Annotated in this window: 15 protein-coding genes; 3 read left to right on the forward strand and 12 right to left on the reverse strand. The window is 72.1% G+C overall.

The window, feature by feature from the left end; genetic code table 11:
* Positions 1 to 120 precede the first annotated feature (120 nt).
* The 3 genes from argF to MTQ10_RS15195 all read right to left on the reverse strand — a co-directional run bounded on the left by argF (position 121) and on the right by MTQ10_RS15195 (position 4,035).
* A complete protein-coding gene (gene argF / locus MTQ10_RS15185) occupies positions 121 to 1,128 on the reverse strand; it encodes an ornithine carbamoyltransferase (RefSeq protein ID WP_247467835.1) in 1,008 nt (335 codons plus the stop codon).
* 178 nt (positions 1,129 to 1,306) lie between these two features.
* Positions 1,307 to 2,533: an arginine deiminase gene (locus MTQ10_RS15190; RefSeq protein ID WP_247467838.1), complete on the reverse strand. Its 1,227-nt coding sequence runs from the start codon at positions 2,531 to 2,533 to the stop codon at positions 1,307 to 1,309.
* 185 nt (positions 2,534 to 2,718) lie between these two features.
* Positions 2,719 to 4,035 carry a macro domain-containing protein gene (locus MTQ10_RS15195; protein WP_247467841.1) on the reverse strand — a complete coding sequence of 439 codons (1,317 nt, stop codon included), beginning with the start codon at positions 4,033 to 4,035 and terminating at the stop codon, positions 2,719 to 2,721.
* A 140-nt stretch (positions 4,036 to 4,175) separates the two neighbouring features.
* Here MTQ10_RS15195 and MTQ10_RS15200 point away from each other — a divergent pair, with 140 nt between their 5' ends.
* On the forward strand, positions 4,176 to 5,060 hold the full coding sequence (locus MTQ10_RS15200; RefSeq protein WP_247467844.1) for a macro domain-containing protein: 885 nt from the start codon (positions 4,176 to 4,178) through the stop codon (positions 5,058 to 5,060).
* Between the two features lie 114 nt (positions 5,061 to 5,174).
* On the opposite strand, the gene MTQ10_RS15205 is transcribed toward MTQ10_RS15200, so the two are convergent.
* The 5 genes from MTQ10_RS15205 to MTQ10_RS15225 form a co-directional block, all read right to left on the reverse strand.
* Positions 5,175 to 5,960, reverse strand: a complete 786-nt coding sequence (locus MTQ10_RS15205) for a TIR domain-containing protein (RefSeq protein WP_247467846.1) — start codon at positions 5,958 to 5,960, stop codon at positions 5,175 to 5,177.
* A 5-nt stretch (positions 5,961 to 5,965) separates the two neighbouring features.
* The gene (locus tag MTQ10_RS15210; RefSeq protein WP_247467848.1) at positions 5,966 to 7,510 is read right to left on the reverse strand and encodes a hypothetical protein; all 1,545 of its coding nucleotides are present in this window, start codon (positions 7,508 to 7,510) and stop codon (positions 5,966 to 5,968) included.
* A 22-nt stretch (positions 7,511 to 7,532) separates the two neighbouring features.
* Entirely contained in the window at positions 7,533 to 8,234 is a 702-nt protein-coding gene (locus MTQ10_RS15215) for a hypothetical protein (protein ID WP_247467850.1), read from the reverse strand.
* 166 nt (positions 8,235 to 8,400) lie between these two features.
* Positions 8,401 to 10,959, reverse strand: a complete 2,559-nt coding sequence (locus MTQ10_RS15220; RefSeq protein WP_247467853.1) for a polynucleotide kinase-phosphatase — start codon at positions 10,957 to 10,959, stop codon at positions 8,401 to 8,403.
* A complete protein-coding gene (locus tag MTQ10_RS15225) occupies positions 10,956 to 12,566 on the reverse strand; it encodes a 3' terminal RNA ribose 2'-O-methyltransferase Hen1 (RefSeq protein ID WP_247467855.1) in 1,611 nt (536 codons plus the stop codon). Before MTQ10_RS15225 ends, MTQ10_RS15220 begins: the two co-directional genes overlap by 4 nt.
* Before the next feature lie 568 nt (positions 12,567 to 13,134).
* Here MTQ10_RS15225 and MTQ10_RS15230 point away from each other — a divergent pair.
* Positions 13,135 to 14,751, forward strand: coding sequence for a DUF7507 domain-containing protein (locus MTQ10_RS15230; protein ID WP_247467870.1), 1,617 nt, complete (start codon positions 13,135 to 13,137; stop codon positions 14,749 to 14,751).
* 286 nt (positions 14,752 to 15,037) lie between these two features.
* Here MTQ10_RS15230 and MTQ10_RS15235 read toward each other — a convergent pair whose 3' ends face one another.
* Complete coding sequence (locus MTQ10_RS15235; protein WP_247467858.1) at positions 15,038 to 15,961, reverse strand: LLM class F420-dependent oxidoreductase; 924 nt, start codon at positions 15,959 to 15,961, stop codon at positions 15,038 to 15,040.
* Between the two features lie 195 nt (positions 15,962 to 16,156).
* Between MTQ10_RS15235 and MTQ10_RS15240 the strand changes: the two genes are divergently transcribed.
* Positions 16,157 to 16,609 (forward strand): protein-tyrosine phosphatase family protein, encoded by a 453-nt coding sequence (locus tag MTQ10_RS15240; RefSeq protein ID WP_247467861.1) that lies wholly within the window; start codon positions 16,157 to 16,159, stop codon positions 16,607 to 16,609.
* A gap of 26 nt (positions 16,610 to 16,635) precedes the next feature.
* Here MTQ10_RS15240 and MTQ10_RS15245 read toward each other — a convergent pair whose 3' ends face one another.
* The 3 genes from MTQ10_RS15245 to MTQ10_RS15255 all read right to left on the reverse strand — a co-directional run.
* Positions 16,636 to 17,097, reverse strand: coding sequence for a DUF6099 family protein (locus MTQ10_RS15245; RefSeq protein ID WP_247467873.1), 462 nt, complete (start codon positions 17,095 to 17,097; stop codon positions 16,636 to 16,638).
* A 172-nt stretch (positions 17,098 to 17,269) separates the two neighbouring features.
* Positions 17,270 to 17,602, reverse strand: a complete 333-nt coding sequence (locus tag MTQ10_RS15250; RefSeq protein WP_247467864.1) for a nucleotide pyrophosphohydrolase — start codon at positions 17,600 to 17,602, stop codon at positions 17,270 to 17,272.
* Positions 17,599 to 18,711 (reverse strand): ATP-binding protein (locus MTQ10_RS15255; protein ID WP_247467867.1); only part of this gene is annotated, 1,113 nt, incomplete at its 5' end. The genes MTQ10_RS15250 and MTQ10_RS15255, both read right to left, overlap by 4 nt.

The raw sequence follows: 18,711 nt of genomic DNA on the forward strand, positions 1-18,711 counted from the left end.
CGTCCGGCCGCGTGCGTGGTGACGCCCGGCGGGCCGACAAATCCCAAACAGGACAGTCGAGACGTCAGTCAGGCGAGGGGTCAGACCCACCAGCGGCGTCACCACGTCACATCCTCACTGTCAGGCGAGGGTGGCGACGAGGATCGCCTTGATGGTGTGGAGGCGGTTCTCGGCCTCGTCGAAGACGGTCGAGTGCGCCGACTCGAAGACCTCGTCGGTGACCTCCAGGGAGTCCAGGCCGTGCGACTCGAAGATCTCCCGGCCGACCTTCGTGCCGAGGTCGTGGAAGGCGGGCAGGCAGTGCAGGAACTTCACGTCCGGGTTGCCGGTGGCGCGCAGCACGTCCATGGTCACGGCGTACGGGGCGAGAGCGGCGATCCGCTCGTCCCACACCTCCTTCGGCTCGCCCATGGACACCCACACGTCGGTGGCGACGAAGTCCGCGCCCCGCACGCCCTCCGCGACGGACTCGGTCAGCGTGATCCGCGCCCCGCTGGTCTCGGCCAGCTCACGCGCCCGGTCGACGACGTCCTGGGCCGGCCAGTACGACTTCGGGGCGACGATCCGCACGTCCATGCCGAGCAGCGCGCCGGTGACCAGATAGGAGTTGCCCATGTTGAAGCGGGCGTCGCCGAGGTAGGCGTAGGCGATGTCGGTGAGCGGCTCGGCGCTGTGCTCGGTCATGGTGAGCACGTCGGCGAGCATCTGCGTGGGGTGCCAGTCGTCGGTGAGACCGTTGTAGACGGGCACGCCCGCGTACGCGGCCAGCTCCTCGACCTTGTCCTGGCTGTCGCCGCGGTACTGGATCGCGTCGTACATCCGGCCGAGGACGCGGGCGGTGTCCTTCACGGACTCCTTGTGGCCGATCTGCGAGCCGGAAGGGTCGAGGTATGTGGTGTGGGCGCCCTGGTCGGCGGCGGCGACCTCGAACGCGCAGCGGGTGCGCGTCGAGGTCTTCTCGAAGATCAGGGCGATGTTCCTGCCGCGCAGATACGGTGTCTCGGTCCCGGCCTTCTTCGCGGCCTTCAGCTCCGCGGCCAGCTCGATCAGGCCGCGGAACTCCTCTGCCGTGAAGTCCAGCTCCTTCAGGAAGGGGCGGCCGGCGAGGGCGGTCGGGACTGTCGCCATGGGGGCGCTCCACTAGGGTGACGGGGATCAGCGGACCCATGAAAGTCTATACGAAGTTCTGAATTTCTATACGGCCTGATCCTTTCGGTCCGCGTGGTGTCCCTCACCCCGGTGCCGCAGCCGCCGGTGTCGTTCACCCCGGTGTCGCCCACACCGGTGTCGCGTGCCCCGGTGTCCCTCAGCCCGCCGGGTCGCGTTCGATGGGGCAGCTCATGCAGCGCGGACCGCCCCGGCCCCGGCCCAGTTCGCTGCCCGGGATCTCGATCACCTCGATGCCCTGCTTGCGCAGATGCGTGTTGGTCGTCGAGTTCCGCTCATAGGCGACGACCACGCCCGGCTCCACGGCCAGCACATTGCAGCCGTCGTCCCACTGCTCCCGCTCCGCCGAGTGCACGTCCTGCGTGGCCGTCAGCACACGGATCTCGCTCAGCCCGAGCGCGGCGGCGATCGCCCGGTGCATGTGCTCGGGCGGATGGTCGGTGACCTTCAGCTCCTTGCCCTCGGTGCCCGGCTCGATCGTGTAGGAGCGGAGCATGCCGAGCCCCGCGTACTGGGTGAACACATCGTGGTCGACCTGCGTCATCACCGTGTCCAGATGCATCAGCGCCCGCCGCTTGGGCATGTCCAGCGCCACGATGGTCTGCGCCGACCCGGCCGCGAACAGCTTGTGCGCGAGCATCTCCACCGCCTGCGGGGTGGTGCGCTCGCTCATGCCGATCAGCACGGCACCGTTGCCGATGACCAGGACGTCACCGCCCTCGATGGTGGAGGGATAGTCGGCCTGGCCCTCCGACCACACATGGAAGTCCTCCCCACGGAACAGCGGGTGGTGCCGGTAGATCGCCTGGAAGTGCACAGTCTCCCGCTGCCGGGCCGGCCAGCGCATCGCGTTGATGGACACGCCGTCGTAGATCCAGGCGGAGGTGTCCCGCGTGAACAGATGGTTCGGCAGCGGCCGGAGCAGGAAATCGTCCAGCTCCATGACATGGAACCGCACCGACACCGGCTCGGCGTGCGCGTCCAGGAACTCCCGCTTGGTCATGCCGCCCACCAGCACCTCGGCCAGCTCACGGGCGGGCAGCGTCTCGAACGCGGCGCGCAGATGGTCGGTGGCGAGAGGGCCGTACTCCTTCTCGTCGAAGACGTGGTCCAGCACCAGCTTCCGGGCCGCCGGGATCTCCAGCGTCTCGGCGAGCAGATCACCGAACAGGTGGACCGTGACGCCGCGGTCGCGCAGGACGTCCGCGAAGCCGTCGTGCTCGGCGCGGGCGCGGCGCACCCACAGGACGTCGTCGAAGAGGAGGGCGTCCTTGTTGCTGGGCGTGAGCCTTTTGAGCTCTAGATCCGGCCGGTGCAGGATCACCTGACGGAGGCGGCCGGCCTCGGAGTCGACGTGGAATCCCATGACTCCATCCTGACCGGGAAGCTCCGGGTTCACCCCCCGCTCGGGAGTTTTCCGCCGCACCACTGCCCGAGGCCACGTCGGGCCGCCGCCCGCAGCCCCGTCGGAAGCGGGACGGAAGCGGGGGTGCAGAGGCCGGTGGGTGGTGGCGGAAGCGGGGAGTGATCTTCGATGGGCGTGTGGAGATGTCAGGAGGTGAGCGGGGGCTGCTCGTCGGATTTGCGCAGGAACTCCTCGACCGCCGTGAGGTCCGTGCGTTCCAGGTCCTCGCCGCGCAGGACGATGCGCAGCTCGGGGCTGACGGCGGGATCGTCGGCGAGGCTGCGGGTGAACGTCTCGACGATCGCCAGCAGCAGCTGGGTGCGGTCCAGCTCGACGACACGTGCCAGCCCCGAGCCGATCAGCGGGATCGCCACCGGTTTGAACCGGCCGTGCAGGGCCACCGCCGGCCACAGCCGCTCCAGGCTGAGACGCAGGTCGGCGGGGGCGGAGCGGGCCCGCAGGTCGTTGCCGAGGCGGGAGTAGGCCAGCGCGAACACCCACCGGTTGCCGACCGGGACCGGCACGGCCGTGCCGATCGGGTAGCGGGTGCGCCGGCCGCGCCGCTTCGCCCGCATGCTCTCCGTGGCCAGCGGGGCGATGTCCTTCAGGCCGCGCCTCAGCCGCTCGTCGAGCTGCCGGTGCCGGCCGTCGAACAGCCGGTCCACGAGCTGGCCCTGCACGCTCTCCCGGCTGATCACGACGTCGTCGGGCTCGGTGTCGAAGGTGTCGGAGAAGCCGACGACGAGATTGGCGTCGTCCTGGTCGAACAGGTCGCCCCGCACCACCACGACGTCCACCCGCAGCCCGCGCAGGGTGTGCCGCAGCAGCACATCGCCGTGCTGCTCGCGCAGCCGGGCGTCGACGCGGGCCAGCGCGGCGGCGGCCTCCGGGTCGTCGGGCCTCTCCCGCGCCGCCAGTTCGGCGACCGGCAGGGCGAGGTCCCAGCGGCCGAGCGCGCTGTGCGCCTCGACCAGGGCGCGCAGCGCGCTCTCCCGCAGCCGGACGAGCCGGCCTACCGCGACCGCGGCGAAGTCCTCGTCGCGGACCTCGGTCAGCGGGGTGCCGCGCCACAGCGCCAGCGCCTCGTCCAGCAGCCGGACCGCGGTGGCGGGCGCCGCGCGCAGCGCCTCGCCGACGAGCCGGGTGAACTCGGCGCTGTCCAGTTCGCCGGGGTCGAGGGCGAGCCGGTAGGTGCTCTCGGCGCCGCGCGCGGTGGGCAGTTGCCCGGTGGGGACGATCCGCGTGCCCTGCCCGGGTCCGGCGAGGTCGAGGGCGCGCCGCAGCTCCAGGATGCGTTTCTGCACCTCGTTGCGGTTGCGCTGGTCCTGGCGCGGCAGTTGCACGGTCTGCTGCCACACGTCCCGGTACAGCTGCCGCGCGGTGATCGGCTCGCCCTCGGCGGCGACCAGGCGCAGCAGCAGGCGGGTGGTGAGCGGGGTGAGCCGTACGGGGGTACCGTCCACGTGCAGCAGGACGGGTCCGAGGACACTCAGGCGGACGACAGGCGACCGGGTCTGCACGCGCCTCGCCCCCTCCGTCGCGTGACATCCCGTCAACAGTGCGGTCAGAGTACCAAGATGGCGTACGGGGGAACATGAGAAGCGTGGACGCGGGGGCACGGATGCGGCGGTCGTGGCGGTGGCGGCGGCTGTTCGCGGGCAGTGTGCTCGCGGCTTTCGGCGCGGTGTCGGCGGTGGTGCAGTTCGTGGGGCAGTTGTTCCCGGACACGGTGTCGCGGCCACGGCTGGTGCTGGCCGGGTCGGTGGCGCTGTGTCTGGCGTGGGGTGTGGTGCGGGCCCGGCCGCAGGCCTCGGTGCGGCAGGAGTTCTCCCGGCCGGGTATGACGGTGGTCGTCGAGGAGGGTGATCTCTTCGAGCAGCCGGGTCATCTGGTGGTGGGGTTCACCGACACGTTCGACACGGTCGTGGGCGACGGAACGGTGATCAACGACGGGAGTGTGCAGGGCCAGTTGCTGGCCCGCCGGTACGCGGGGGACGCGGCCCGGCTGGACGCGGAGCTGGACGCCGCGCTGGCCGGGGTGACGCCGGTGGCCACGGAGGACGTACGGGACAAGCCGCGCGGCAAGCGGGTGCGGTACCCGATGGGGACGGTCGCGGTGCTGGGCGCCCGGCCCCGGCTGGTGTTCGCGGTGGCGTACAGCCGGATGGGCAACGACTGTGTCGCCTCGTCGGGTGTGCGGGATCTGTGGCTGGGCCTGGACCGGCTGTGGGAGGCGGTTCAGCGGCACGGTCAGCTGGAGCGGGTGACGATGCCGCTCGTGGGGGCGGGGCTGGCGCGGCTGCACGATCTCGACGAGGACAGTCTGCTGCGGCTGATCCTGCTGTCGTTCGTGGTGCACTCCTGGGAGCGGATGGTCTGCCGCGAGCTGCATGTGGTGGTGCGCCCCGGTGAGCTGGGGCGGATCGATCTCACGGAGACGGGCGCGTTCCTGGCGTCCCTTGCGGCGGGCGCCCGGCGTCATGACTGACGCCGGGCGCCGCCTGCGCCGTGCCACGGTGTGCGGGGCCCGATGCGGCGGGCCCCGGCCGTGCGGCGCCGGGCGGTACGGGCCCCTCCCCCGGCCTCGGGCCCGTACCGTGGCTCAGCGGGCGGGCGGTGCCGCCGGCGGGACGCGGTCGTACGCGGCGAGGTAGCGGTAGGGCGCGGTGTGCCGCCAGTCGGAGCCGGTGTCGTTGACGGTGCAGCCGGCCAGCTTCAGCCGTTCGACGATCTTGCCGAGGGCGGTGTCGGTGCCGTCGAAGCGGATGACGTTGCGGCCGGCGATGTCGGCGATCGACCGCATCCGGCCGACCTCCACCATGAGCGTGCGCTCCGGGTACGCCATCAGCACCATGCCGAGTTCGATCAGCACGTTGGGCCGGGGCTGCCCGGTCGGCTCGGTCTCGTACGGCGGCTCGTACGGGCCGCGCAGGGCGGGGTGCAGCTGCACGACGTCGTCCGGGGTGAGCAGCACCATCGCGGCCTGGGCGAGTTCGGGTGCCTTGGCGACGACCTCGCCGAGGAACGGGGCGGTCTTGCCGGTGGCGCGCACCAGGTCCTCCCACTCCAGCGGGCGCAGATCGAGCAGGCGCAGCAGGTCGAACATCTTCAGCCGCACCTCCTCGTCGCGCCCGTGGACGACGAACACATTGCGGCGGACGTCCGCAGAGGGCGTGCCGGGTGCCGACGGCTCGGCGGCGCCGCCCGGTGTGGCCTGCCCCGGCACGGATGCCGGGGGTGCGGGGGTCGGCGGGGCGGCCGGGGGCTGCGTGCCGAAGTACTGGGTGCCGGAGTTGCTGTTGTCCTGGTCGCCGGAGCCGAAGTTGCTGTGGCTGCCGAAGGTGTTGCCGCCGCCGAAGTTCTGGTGGCTTTCGTACCTGTCGCCCATCGGTGTCATGCTCCCTGCCGGCTCTGGCTGCCGGAGTTGTTGTTGAACTGGTTGCCCGGGCCGAAGTTGCTGTGGCTGCCGAAGGTGTTGTTGCTGCCGAAGTTCTGGTTGAGGATGTTCGTCTGCCGGGCCTCGTACTCGGCGAGGTCCACGTTGTGCTCGTACAGGAACTCCCCGATGACGTGGAGCAGCTGGCGTTCGACGATCTGCGTGTACTTGACGGTGTCGGTCTGCTGGAAGAACACGCGGAAGGTGTCGCGGGTGGCCATCTCGCGGACGCTGGTGACGGCGCCGCGGTTGACGAGCAGGTCCGCGTAGCGGCCGAAGCCGAACTCGCTGGTGTCCAGGGGCTGCGGGACCTTCACACGGTCGCGTTTCCACGGCATGACGAGCGTCCCGGTCCGGAGCATCGCGGAGCGCACGGTGGCGCCGGGCGAGCCGCCGAGGGTGTGCCAGGCGACCTTCAGCAGCAGCTTGCCGTCGAGGCGCTCGGGCAGCCGGTCCACCAGGCGGAAGCTCTCCTCGATGGGGGCGAGGACGTACGAGTAGAACTCGGTGTGCAGGGTGTTGCCCTTGAGGTCGAAGCCGACGAACGCGGTGGTGACCAGCTCCTGGTCCCAGGTGCCGACCCGGATGCACAGATAGACACGGCCGGGCTCGTGGGGGTCGTCGACGAAGGGGCGGTCGAGGTCCTCCGGTGTCGGGTCGCGGCCCACGTCGCGGACGGTGGTGACGGCGGTGGTGAACGTGCTGCGCTCGACGGTGAGCCCGTCGATGCGCTGGTCGGCTGCGGTCTGGTCGCGCAGCACCTGCTGCATGCGCTCGGCGATGCGGGCGGTCATCTCCTCCGCGGTGAAGGGGACGACCTGCTTGCGCCTCAGCTCGCGGCCGACGGCGCCGGGCACCGCGGGCGCGGGGCGGCCCGCCTCGAACGGGCTCTCGGGCGCGCCGACCAGCAACTGGGCGTTGGACCAGTTGCGGACGGGCACGCCGGCGCCGACGAACGGCTTGTAGCCGCCGTACCGGATGATCGTGCCGTCCGCGGTCTGCTGCCGGTTGATCTTGTGCACGAGTTCCCGCGTCAGGTCCGGGTGCTCGGGGTACGCGCCGTCGAACCGGCCGTCGGATCTGGGCCGCAGACGCCGTACGAGCACCTGGAGGGTGACGACGCGGCGGAAGAACGCGGTGGCCCACAGCAGCCACAGCACCAGCAGGAACGCGGTGAACCCGCCGAGCGCGCCGGCCACCGTGAGCACGAGGATCAGGGCGGCGCCCGCGGCGAGCGCGGCCAGCCGCATACGGTGCAGGCGGCGCGCGGCGAGGGCGTGACCGAGGACGGGCACGGCGTCGTAGCCGTACGAGGGGGCCACCACGCGGAAGCGGTGGGTGAGGAGTTCGCGGATGACGGCGGTGCGGTAGACGGGGTCGAGGTAGGTGCCGGCGCACAGCAGCCGGGTCGCGTTGCTGGTGGCGTCGGGGGTGGGGCGGCCCGGTGCGGGCCGGCCGGGCTCGGGCGCCGGGGCGGGGACGGTGAGGTGATTGCTCGCCATGGGTGTGGTCGCTCCGCTTCGTTCAGCCGGTCTGGGTGAGCGAACCGTCGGTGATGACGCCGTCGGTCACGGTGTACTGGCCGTGGAAGGACTTCTGCGTGCCGTCGGTCTGGGTGGCGTACAGGGTCACCGTCACCGTGTCGCCGTCGACGGAGTCGATGACGACGTCGTCCCTCGCGGTGTCGGCGAAGCCCGCGACGAACTCGTCGAAGGAGGTGTGGAAGGTCTTGCCGCCCAGTTCCCAGGCGGTCGCGTACTCGCTTGCGTTGATGGCGTCGTAGTAGCGGGTCACCGTCCGGTCCGGTGACTCCGACGGGTCGACGACCGCGTCGCCGTTCGCGTCGTCGGTGGGCTCGGCCGACGTCTCCTCGTAGGTGGGCGTCTCGTCGGCGGTCTCCTCGTCGGTGCCGGCCGTGGAGTCGTCGTCGTACGTGTCGCCGTCGGTGCCGTCGTCGTACGTGTCGCCGTCGTAGGTGTCGTCGTCGTACGTGTCGTCTTCGGTCTCGTCGTCGGTCGGGTCGTGGGTGAGGGACGGCAAGCCGCCGAAGCCGCCGCTGCCGTAGAGGGAGTCCCCGTAGTAGTCGTCGTCGCCGTCCGACGCCAGGGCGGGGACGATCGCCAGGAGCAGGACGAGCAGCAGGGGGACGCCCGCGATGATCAGAGCGTGGGTCCGCTCCGTGCCGGGAGCGGGTAACAGGCTCGGCGGCTCGTAGGTGTGGTTCATGGGTCCTCGCAACTCCCGGCGGGCCGCCGGAGTCTCGCGTGTTCCGTAGATATGACCACAGTCACTTTGCCTGACATCCGCCGGTCGGGGACCGGTTCAGCGCTTCCGATGCGCTTCCGATCCCCGACCGGGGATCATGTCCCCCCACATGTGCCGCCGCGGGCCGTCACAGGCGGGGGTCCACCGGCTCCGACTCCAGGGCCAGCACACCGAACACCGCCTCGTGGACCCGCCACAGCGGTTCGCCGTCCGCGAGCCGGTCCAGGGCCTCCAGACCGAGGGCGTACTCACGGATCGCCAGGGACCGCTTGTGGCCGAGGTGCCGCTGCCGCAGCCGGGCCAGGTTGTCCGGGCGCGTGTACTCGGGGCCGTAGATGATCCGCAGGTACTCGCGGCCCCGGCACTTGATGCCGGGCTGCACCAGCCGGCCCTCCGCGTCGCGGACCAGCGCCCCGAGCGGCTTGACGACCATGCCCTCGCCGCCGCGGCCGGTCATCTCCAGCCACCAGTCGACGCCGGCACGCACCGACTCGGGGTCGCCGGTGTCGACGTACAGGCGCCGGGTGGTCTGGAGCAGGCCCGTCCGGTCGTGCTCCACCAGCCGGTCCAGCAGGGCGAGCTGCTCGTCGTGCGGGAGCGCGGCGAGGCTGCGGCCCTGCACGGCGAGGATCTGGAACGGCGCGAGGCGCACGCCGTCCAGGCCGTCGGTGGCCCAGCAGTAGCGGCGGTACGCGGCCGTGAACGCGGCGGCGTCCGCGGCCCGCTGCCGCTGCCGCTCCAGCAGCCCGCCCAGGTCCACGCCCCGCTGCGCGGCGCCCTCGAGGGCGGTGAGCGCGGCGGGCAGCGCGGCACCGGAGGCGGCGCCGACCGCCGCGTACTGGGTGCGCAGCAGCCCGGACGCCTTCAACGACCACGGCATCAGCTCGCCGTCCAGCAGCAGCCAGTCCGTCTCCAGGCTGTCCCACAGCCCGGCCTCGCCGATCGCGGTGCGCAAGTGGGCGAGGATCTCCTCGGTAACGCTCTCGTCGTCGAAGAAGGGCCGCCCGGTGCGGGTGTAGAGGGAGCCGGTGACACCGCCGTCGGTGCCGAAGCGCCGCTTCGCGGTCTCCGCGTCCCGGCACACCAGGGCCACGGCCCGCGAACCCATGTGCTTCTCCTCGCACACGACCCGCTCGACGCCGTCCTTCGCGTACGCCGCGAACGCCTCCGCCGGGTGCTCCAGGTAGCCGCCCAGGTGGCTGGTCGCGGTCGGCGCCATGGTGGGCGGCAGGTACGGCAGCAGGCGGGGGTCGATCGCGAACCGGCTGATGACCTCCAGCGCCGCCGCCGCGTTCTCCTCCCGAACGGCGACCATGCCCGCGTGCCGGGTCTCCACCGCGCGCCGGCCGTGCACGTCCGCCAGGTCCAGGGGACGCCCGTCGTGCCCGCCGGGGGCCTCCGGGCGCAGCGGCTTCGCCGGTTCGTACCAGACGCGCTCCGCCGGTACGTCGACCAGTTCCCGCTCCGGCCAGCGCAGCGCGGTCAGCTTGCCGCCGAAGACGGCGCCGGTGTCCAGGCAGATCGTGTTGTTCAGCCAGGTCGCGTGCGGGACCGGGGTGTGGCCGTACACCACGGCGGCCCGGCCCCGGTAGTCCTCCGCCCACGGGTAGCGCACCGGCAGCCCGAACTCGTCGGTCTCACCGGTCGTGTCGCCGTACAGGGCGTGGCTGCGGACCCGGCCGGAGGTGCGGCCGTGGTACTTCTCGGGCAGACCGGCGTGGCAGACGACCAGCTTGCCGCCGTCGAGGACGTAGTGGCTGACGAGGCCGTCGATGAACTCCCGCACCTCCGCGAGGAACTCCTCGCTCTCGCCCTCCATCTGGGCGACGGTCTCGGCGAGGCCGTGCGTGAGCTGCACGTTGCGGCCCTTGAGGAAGCGGCCGTACTTGTTCTCGTGGTTGCCGGGCACGCACAGCGCGTTGCCCGACTTCACCATCGACATCACGCGGCGCAGCACGCCCGGACTGTCCGGGCCGCGGTCGACGAGGTCTCCGACGAACACCGCCGTACGGCCGTCGGGGTGGACGCCGTCGACATAGCCCAGCTTGCCGAGCAGGGCCTCCAGTTCGGCGGAGCAGCCGTGGACGTCGCCGATGATGTCGAACGGGCCGGTGAGGTGGGTGAGGTCGTTGAACCGCTTCTCGGTGCGGATCACCGCGCTGTCGATCTCCTCGACGCCGCGCAGCACGTGCACCTTGCGGAAGCCCTCCCGCTCCAGACCGCGCAGGGAGCGGCGCAGTTCGCGGATGTGGCGCTGCACGACCCGGCGGGGCATGTCGGCGCGGTCGGTGCGGGCCGCGTTGCGGGCGACGCACACCTCCTCGGGGACGTCCAGCACGATCGCGACGGGCAGCACGTCGTGGGCGCGGGCCAGGTCGATCAGCTGCTTGCGGGCCTCCTTCTGGACGCTGGTGGCGTCGACGACGGTGCGGCGGCCGGCGGCGAGGCGCTTGGCGGCGATGTAGTGCAGCACGTCGAACGCGTCGCGGCTGGCGCTCTGGTCGTTCTCGTCGTCGCTGACCAGGCCGCGGCAGAAGTCGGAGGAGAGGACCTCGGTGGGCTTGAAGTGGCGGCGCGCGAACGTGGACTTGCCCGCGCCGGACGCGCCGATCAGGACGACGAGGGACAGGTCGGTGACGGGCAGCACACGGCCCTGTGCGGGGGTGGTGGTCGTGGTCTCGGTCATGCCGCCGTCGCCTCCTTCTCGGTGTTGTCGTCGGTCTTGGCGCGGGTCGTGTCGTCGGTCTTGGCGCGGGTCGTGTCGTGGGGCTTGTCGTCGGTCGTGTCGTGGGGCTTGCTGGTGTCGGTCCTGCCGGTGGCGTTCTTGCCGGTGCCGTTCCCGCGGTCGTCGTCGGTGAGCCGGGTGAAGACGGCCATCTGAGTGGGCGGGCCCACCTCGGGGTCGTCGGGGCCGACGGGACGGAACTCCACGGCGTAGCCGTGCCGTGCGGCGACGGCCTCGGCCCAGGTGCGGAACTCCGCGCGGGTCCACTCGAAGCGATGGTCGCCGTGCCGGACATGGCCTGCGGGCAGGGACTCCCAGCGCACGTTGTACTCGACGTTCGGCGTGGTCACGAGGACCGTGCGGGGGCGGGCCGCGCCGAACACCGCGTACTCCAGGGCGGGCAGCCTCGGCAGATCGAGGTGCTCGATGACCTCGCTGAGCACGGCGGCGTCGTACCCCTTGAGCCGGCGGTCGGTGTAGGCGAGCGAGCCTTGCAGCAGCTTCACTCGGGACGCCTGCCGCTCGCCCATGCGGTCCAGCTTCAGCCGGCGCGCGGCGATGGTCAGCGCCCGCATCGACACATCCAGGCCGACGATCTCCGTGTACGCCGGGTCCTTCAGCAGCGCCTGCACCAGCTGGCCCTGACCGCAGCCCAGGTCGAGCACCCGGGCGGCACCGGCGGCGCGCAGCTCGGCGAGGATCGCGTCACGGCGCTGCACGGCGAGCGGCGTCGGCTTCTCCTCGTCGCCGGTGTCCTCGGCGACGGCGTTGTCGATCTCCTCGACCTCGCTGTCGTCGGCCTCGGCGAGCCGCACCAGCTCGAGGCGTTCCATCGCCTGCCGGGTCAGCGACCAGCGGCGCGACAGATAGCGGGAGGTGATGAGCTTCTGCTCCGGGTGGCCGGGCAGCCAGCCCTCACCGGCCCGCAGCAGCTTGTCCACCTCGTCGGGGGCGACCCAGTAGTGCTTGGCGTCGTCCAGCACGGGCAGCAGCACGTACAGATGCCGCAGCGCCTCCGCGAGCGTCAGGGTCTCGGAGGTGAGGACGAGGGAGACGTACCGGGAGGCACCCCACTCGGGGAACTCGGCGTCCAGCGGCACCGGTTCGGCGGTCACCGTCCAGCCGAGCGGCTCGAACAGCCGCCGTACGAGGTCGGGGCCGCCGCGCGCGGGCAGCGCGGGCACCTCGACGCGCAGGGGGCGGGCCTCGCCGGGCAGTTCGGGCCGGGCGCGGCACACCCCGCGCATGGCGCTGCTGAACACGCCGCTCAGCGCCACGGCGAGGAGGGAGGACGCGGCGTACGGACGGTCGTTGACGTACTGGGCGAGCGCCGCGTCGGGTGCGCCGCCGCGCCCCTTGCCCTTGCCGCGCCTGACCAGCGCCACCGGGTCCACTTCCAGCAGCAGGGCCGCTGTGCAGCGCCGTTCGTCCGCCTCGGGGTACAGGACGTGCGCGGTGCCGTAGGACGTGGAGAACGCCTGCGCCTTGTCGGGGTGCTTGTGCAGCAGGAAGCCGAGGTCGGTGGCGGGGCGCTCCGGGGTGCCGGTGGTGCCGATGGTCAGGAACATGTGTCCGAGTCTGGAGCCCGGACTCGATCGTGACCAGTGATTTTAGCCTTGGGCGTGGACGGCCGCGGGCCGCTGCGGGTGCGTCGGCCGCCGGGGCGGGGTGTCGCCCGCGGGGCCGGGTGTTCTCGCTGTCCGCAGGCACCGGACAGGGTCCGAACAGGGGAGCGGCGCTGGTGCAGGGGGGTGATCCCTGTGCTCCGCGAGAGCGTCATGGCAAGCGCCCTACGTGACTCGTGCGGCGTGGTGTGCGCATCCATCCCAGCGGGCGACCGGACGACGGCGCCCCGGGACGAGGCGGTGAGGGCACCGCCCGGCAGAACTAGGAGGACTGGATGACGATTCCTCGACGCGTCGCGCGGCGCCGGTTCACCGGCATCGCCGTGGCTGTGGTGCTGGGTCTCACGGGCAGCGTGGCCCTCGCGGGTGCGGAGGCCGCTGCCCGGCCGGGCGGCGGGCACCGGCCCGCGGCCACACGGGCCGGTGCCCGCCCAGCCCGCTGTGGGCCAACACCGGCGGCGCGGCCCGGCAGCTCGGCGAGTACAGCACGGACGGAACCCAGTTGTCGTCGGTGCCGCTGGTACGCGACTACGGCGACATCGCGTTCAGCACCGACGGCGCGACGCTGTACGGCGTCGACTTCCCCGGCCTCGGCTCGACCACCCTGTACACCATCGCTCCGACCACAGGTGAGGAGACCGCGAGCGTTGTGATCACGGGCCCCATCGCGGATCTGAGCGCGCAGGGCGGGTCTTCTGTCAACGGCCTGACGGCGGCGGCCGACGGCCGGCTGATCGCCGGTTCCTTCAAGACCAGCCAGATCTTCCTGATCGATCCCGCCACCGGGGCGAGCAGCGTCGCACCGTATGCGTTCCCCGACGGGTTCGTCTCGGCCGGCGACTTCCTGACCCTGGCGGACGGCGACATCCTGGCGTTCGCCTCACCGGAGGGCCAGACCGGCCAGCCGTCCGCCGTCTTCCGTATCCACCCGGACAACACGGTGACCCGGATCGGTACCCTCCCGCAGATCTACGGCGCCGCCCAGTCCGGTGACCAGGTGTACGCGTTCGGCTCGGCGGGCGACATCATGCGCCTCGACTCCGTGCCGACGGCCGAGTCCACCGGCCTGTTGCCGGTCACCGTCGTGGAGGCCACGGGCCGCGCCTTCTGGGGTGCCACCGCCCAGCAGGACGCCGGACAGTGCCCGGACCCGTCGTACACCGTGCAGAAGTCCGCGTCCACCAGCGGGCCCGTCCATGCCGGCGACACCGTCACGTACACCGTGACGGTGACCAACACCGGTCAGATCGTCACCAACGCGGCCTTCACGGACGACCTCTCCGGCGTGCTCGACGACGCGACGCTCGTACCGGACTCGATCGAGGCGACCACCGGCACGGCGGAACTGACCGGCACCGCCCTCACCTGGCACGGCACCCTCGCCGCCGGTGACACGGCCACGGTCACCTACCGCGTGAAGGTCGACTCGCCCGTCTCGGGCAACCCGACGCTGGGCAACACCGTGACCGCCACCGCTCCCGGCGGCAGCTGCGCCTCCGCGGGCCGGTGCACGGTCGAGGTTCCCGTCACGTCCACCGAACCGAAGCTGAAGATCCGCAAGGACGTCGAGGAGACCGCGTTCACCGGCCCCGGTGAGGTGCTCCACTACACCTTCGAGGTGACCAACACCGGTCCCGTGCCCGTCAGCGACATCACGGTCACCGACGACGGTCCCGGAAACCCGGCCGTCACCTGCCCCGTGACCACACTTCAGCCGGGCGAGTCCACGGTCTGCACCGCCACCTACACCACCACCGCGGCGGACGTCCGAGCCGGACGGATCTCCGACATCGCGACCGTCACCGGACGGGGCCCCGACGGCACGGCCGTGACGGCGACGAGCAACCGGATCACCCTCGTGGCCTGCCCGTGCAGCGACGACTGCTCGCGCGTCAAGCACCACAAGGCCAAGATCACCTCCAAGGGGTCGCTGGTCATCCGCAAGGGCCCTGGCACCTCGCACAAGGAGGTCGGCTCCCTCAAGCCCGGCAGCCACACCCAGGTGATCTGCAAGACCGGCGGAGAGCAGGTCGACGGCAACACCACCTGGTACCGCCTGGCCGACGGCCGCGGCTGGATCCCCGCCCGGTACGCCGAGGCCTCGCCGTCGGTCCCCGTCTGCGGCTGACCCTCACGGCCACCGCGCAGGACCGCGGATCCGGCCCTGACACCTGACCCGCCGCCGCCCCTGCCGCCCAGGGCGGCGGCACGGCCTGTCGCCGGCCGGCGGCGACCGTTTCCAGGTGTGCGGACCGCCCGTGCCGGGGGCTTCGACGTCCGGCGGGTTCGGCGGCCGACGTGCCGTGGGCCCCTGCGGAGGTGTCCCCCGGCCGGGGCGGAGGCAGGGACGGCGTGGTCCCGGCCGTCCCCGGCCCGCGGGACGGTGGACGTCCGGCGGGCCGGTCTCGGGGGGCTCAGCCGAGCTGGGGCATGATCTCGCTCGCGATCAGCTCCAGGTGGTCCAGGTCGTGCAGGTCGAGAACCTGTAGGTAGATCCGCTGCGAGCCGACCTCCTGGTAGCGGCCGATCTTCTCGACGACCTCGGCCGGGGAGCCGGCGAGCCCGTTGGTCCTCAGCTCGTCGACCTCGCGGCCGATGGCGGCGGCGCGGCGGGCCACCTCGGCGTCGTCGCGGCCCACGCACACGACCAGGGCGTTGGAGTAGACGAGGGCGTCGGCGGGGCGGCCGGCCTCCTCGGCGGCGGCGCGTACGCGGGCGAACTGCCGCTCGGAGTCCTCGATGGAGCCGAAGGGAAGGTTGAACTCGTCGGCGTAGCGGGCCGCGAGACGCGGGGTGCGGGTGGCGCCGTGACCGCCGATGAGGACGGGGATCTTCTCCTGGGCGGGCTTGGGCAGTGCGGGCGACTCGGTGAGGTCGTAGTACCGGCCGTGGAAGTCGAAGGTCTCACCGGTCTTCGTCTGCCACAGGCCTGTGACGATCTCCAGCTGCTCCTCCAGGCGGCCGAACTTCTCCTTCGGGAAGGGGATGCCGTACGCCGTGTGCTCCTGCTCGAACCAGCCCGCGCCCAGGCCCAGTTCGACCCGGCCGCCGGACATCTGGTCGACCTGCGCGACCTGGATGGCGAGGACGCCGGGCAGCCGGAAGGTGGCGGCCGTCATGAGGGTGCCGAGCCGGATGCGCTTGGTCTCGCGGGCGAGACCGGCGAGCGTGATCCAGGCGTCGGTCGGGCCGGGGAGGCCGTCGACGTCCCCCATCTTCAGATAGTGGTCGGAGCGGAAGAAGGCGTCGAAGCCGAGTTCCTCGGTGGCCTTGGCGACGGTGAGAAGGGTGTCGTAGGTGGCCCCCTGCTGGGGCTCGGTGAAGATGCGAAGATCCATACCTCCATCCTGCACCCCGTGGCGGAGCGCCGCCGTCCGGCCCGCCTCGTGACGGGTCCGGGGCGGGCATCCGGACCGGACCCGGACATGGCTTCCGCGTTCGTCTCCCCCCGGCCGACGGCCCCGGATACCGTTGGGCAGCGACGGAGACGGCCGGCGGTCGACCGGCCCGGGAACGGCCCGACAGGATCGATCATGACCGAGCCCTGGACATCGGACACCCCCAAGGTGATCACGCTTCCTTCGGGGCGGAGGGTCCGCGGGCGTGGGCTCCGACATGAGCTGCCCGAGGGGCAGACCCCCACGCTGGCGGTGCATCTCACGCGGCACGAGCCACCCGAGGTGCCGTGGGAGTCGCTGTGGATCCCCTGGCGGGACTTCTGGCTGCCCGCCGAGCCGCGGCACGCGATGCGCACACTGCGCATCGCGTACGACCGTGCCCTGGACGAGCGGGTGGAGATCTGCTGCGGGGGCGGCGTCGGCAGGACGGGGACAGCCCTCTCCGCGCTGTGCGTCTTCGAGGGCATGGCACCGGAAGAGGCCGTCAGGTGGGTCCGGCGCACCTATCACTCGCGCGCGGTCGAGGTCCCGTGGCAGCGGCGATTCGTCCGTCAGGTGTCCGCCGCCCGGGTCGCCTCGGCACAGTAGCGCGCCGACGGCTCATCGGCGGTGTCTCACCGCTCCGGTAACGCCCCCTCTCTGGCCGCCAGTTTGCGCAGCATCTCCAGGACGCGGTCGCGGGACTCGTCGGCCGCGTCGATGGCCTCCATGCACTGCCAGTACCGCGCCTCGTCGGACGCGCCGCTCGCCACGCCCACCAGTGCCATGCCGACCTCGGCGAGGAGGCCGCCGAGCGCCAGCAGGGTCTCGCGGGCGTCGTCCAGCTCGGTCAGCTGGGCGGCGCGCAGGGCGCCCGGATCGAGGTCGGGGATGTCCAGCACCCCGCAGCCACGGCCCGCCAGCTCCGTCAACCCCAGTGCCTCGCCGCGCAGTTCGGGCGGTCCGGACACCGCCAGCCGACTCCCGATCGCCTGCGCCAGTGCCTGCGCCTGCCACACCTCCGCCAGCGTCCCGGACATCCCACCGGTCTCCGCGAGCGCCTGCCTGCTCGTCAGAATGAGCCGCACCGCGTCCATGCGCCGCCCCCGTCCGTCACCGACGTACTCACGCACGTCTCCGCCCGAACTCCCTTGTTCACTACCCAGAGTGAGGGTTTGTGATACGGAAAGCCAGAGGAAGACGGAAATCTGTGGACAACAAATCGGTTTCGGACGCCTGAACGATTACACAGTGTGAAATCGGAAGGTGTCAGTCCTCCGGGCGGGGGAAGCGCTGCTCGTTGCGGTCGATCTTCGCGTCGAGCTCCACGAGCGGATCGATGCCGAGCACCTCGCACAGCTGCAAAAGATACGCCAGCACATCGGCCACCTCGTCGCGCACCCGGTGAGCGGTCTCCGGGTCGTCCATCACCCTGGCCGACTCCTCCGGTGTCAGCCACTGGAAGATCTCCATCAGTTCGGACGCCTCCACGCTCAGCGCGGAGACCAGGTTCTTGGGCGTGTGGTACGGCTCCCAGTCGCGGGCCGCCGCGAACTCGGCCAGCCTGCGCTGGAGCCGACGTACGTCGAGGGGTTCGGTCACGGCTCCAGGTGTACCACCGTGACCGCGCGGTCCCCCACCGCCCACCCGGCGTCGCTCACCGCCGCCACGCAGCGCAGGTGGCCGCCCGCCACCGTCTGCCGGGCCAGCCGCGCCAGTTCGCGGCGCTGACGCACATCGAGGCCCCGGTCGAAACCGTCGGCGAGCACGGTCAGCGCGCACAGCGCGTCCGGCACCTCCCCGACCGGCGCCTCCACGTCCAGCACGCCCGCACCCGTGAGCAGCACCAACGCGAGCGCCATGTAGCGCAGTTCGCCGTCCCCGAGGCGCGGGAAGTCCGTGACGGTCCCGTCGCCCCGGTCCACCACGGCGCGCACCGTTCCGCCCGGCCCCCGTACCGCCCGTACGTCCTCGACCGGGCCCGTGCAGCCGGCGCGGACCGTGGCCACGAACCGCGCGTGCCGGTGCGCGCACTCGCCGCGGGTGCGCCGCAGCACGTCCGCGAAGTTGCCGCAGTCCCCCAGCAGCCGGCCCTCGCCGACCGGGACGGAGCGCCGCATCGCGGCGGGACGGGGATCGCAGGCGAAGACCGACCGCAGCGCCACCAGGGTCTGCTCGGCGGCGGCCAGCACATGCCTCTGCCCGTCCGTCCGGCCCGCGACCCGCAGCGGCAGCAGCGCCGTGCCGAGCCGGTCGTCGGGCAGCGGCGCCCGCGTCACCGGCGCCTGCCCGGCGGTGTGCCAGGCCGCCTGCACCGCGCGCCGGCCCGGGTCGACCAGCGCGGTCCCGAACAGCACGACACCCCGCGCGCTCAGCCGCTCGCCGACGATGCGCAGATCGGGCTCCACCTGCACGGCGAGGTCGAGCCGGACCGGCCCGGCGGGTCCGACGGAGGTGCAGCCGATACGGAAGCCGCGCCGCCGCTGGGCGTCGGGGCGTGCCCCGTCCGGCACGAGGGAGACCGGGTCGGGGAACGCCTCGCGCAGGGTGCCGCCCGCGGCGAGCCGGGCCAGTGCCCCGTACGCCGTCAGCGCCGTCGTCTTGCCGACCCCGCTGGGCCCCGACAGCAGCGTGAACTCCCCGAGCGGCAGCCGCGCCCGGCGGTGCCCGGCGAACGCGGAGAGCCGCAGCTCGGCGAGGCGGGGGCGGGT

The sequence above is a fragment of the Streptomyces sp. XM83C genome, from assembly GCF_023072675.1.
Taxonomy (GTDB): domain Bacteria; phylum Actinomycetota; class Actinomycetes; order Streptomycetales; family Streptomycetaceae; genus Streptomyces; species Streptomyces thermocoprophilus.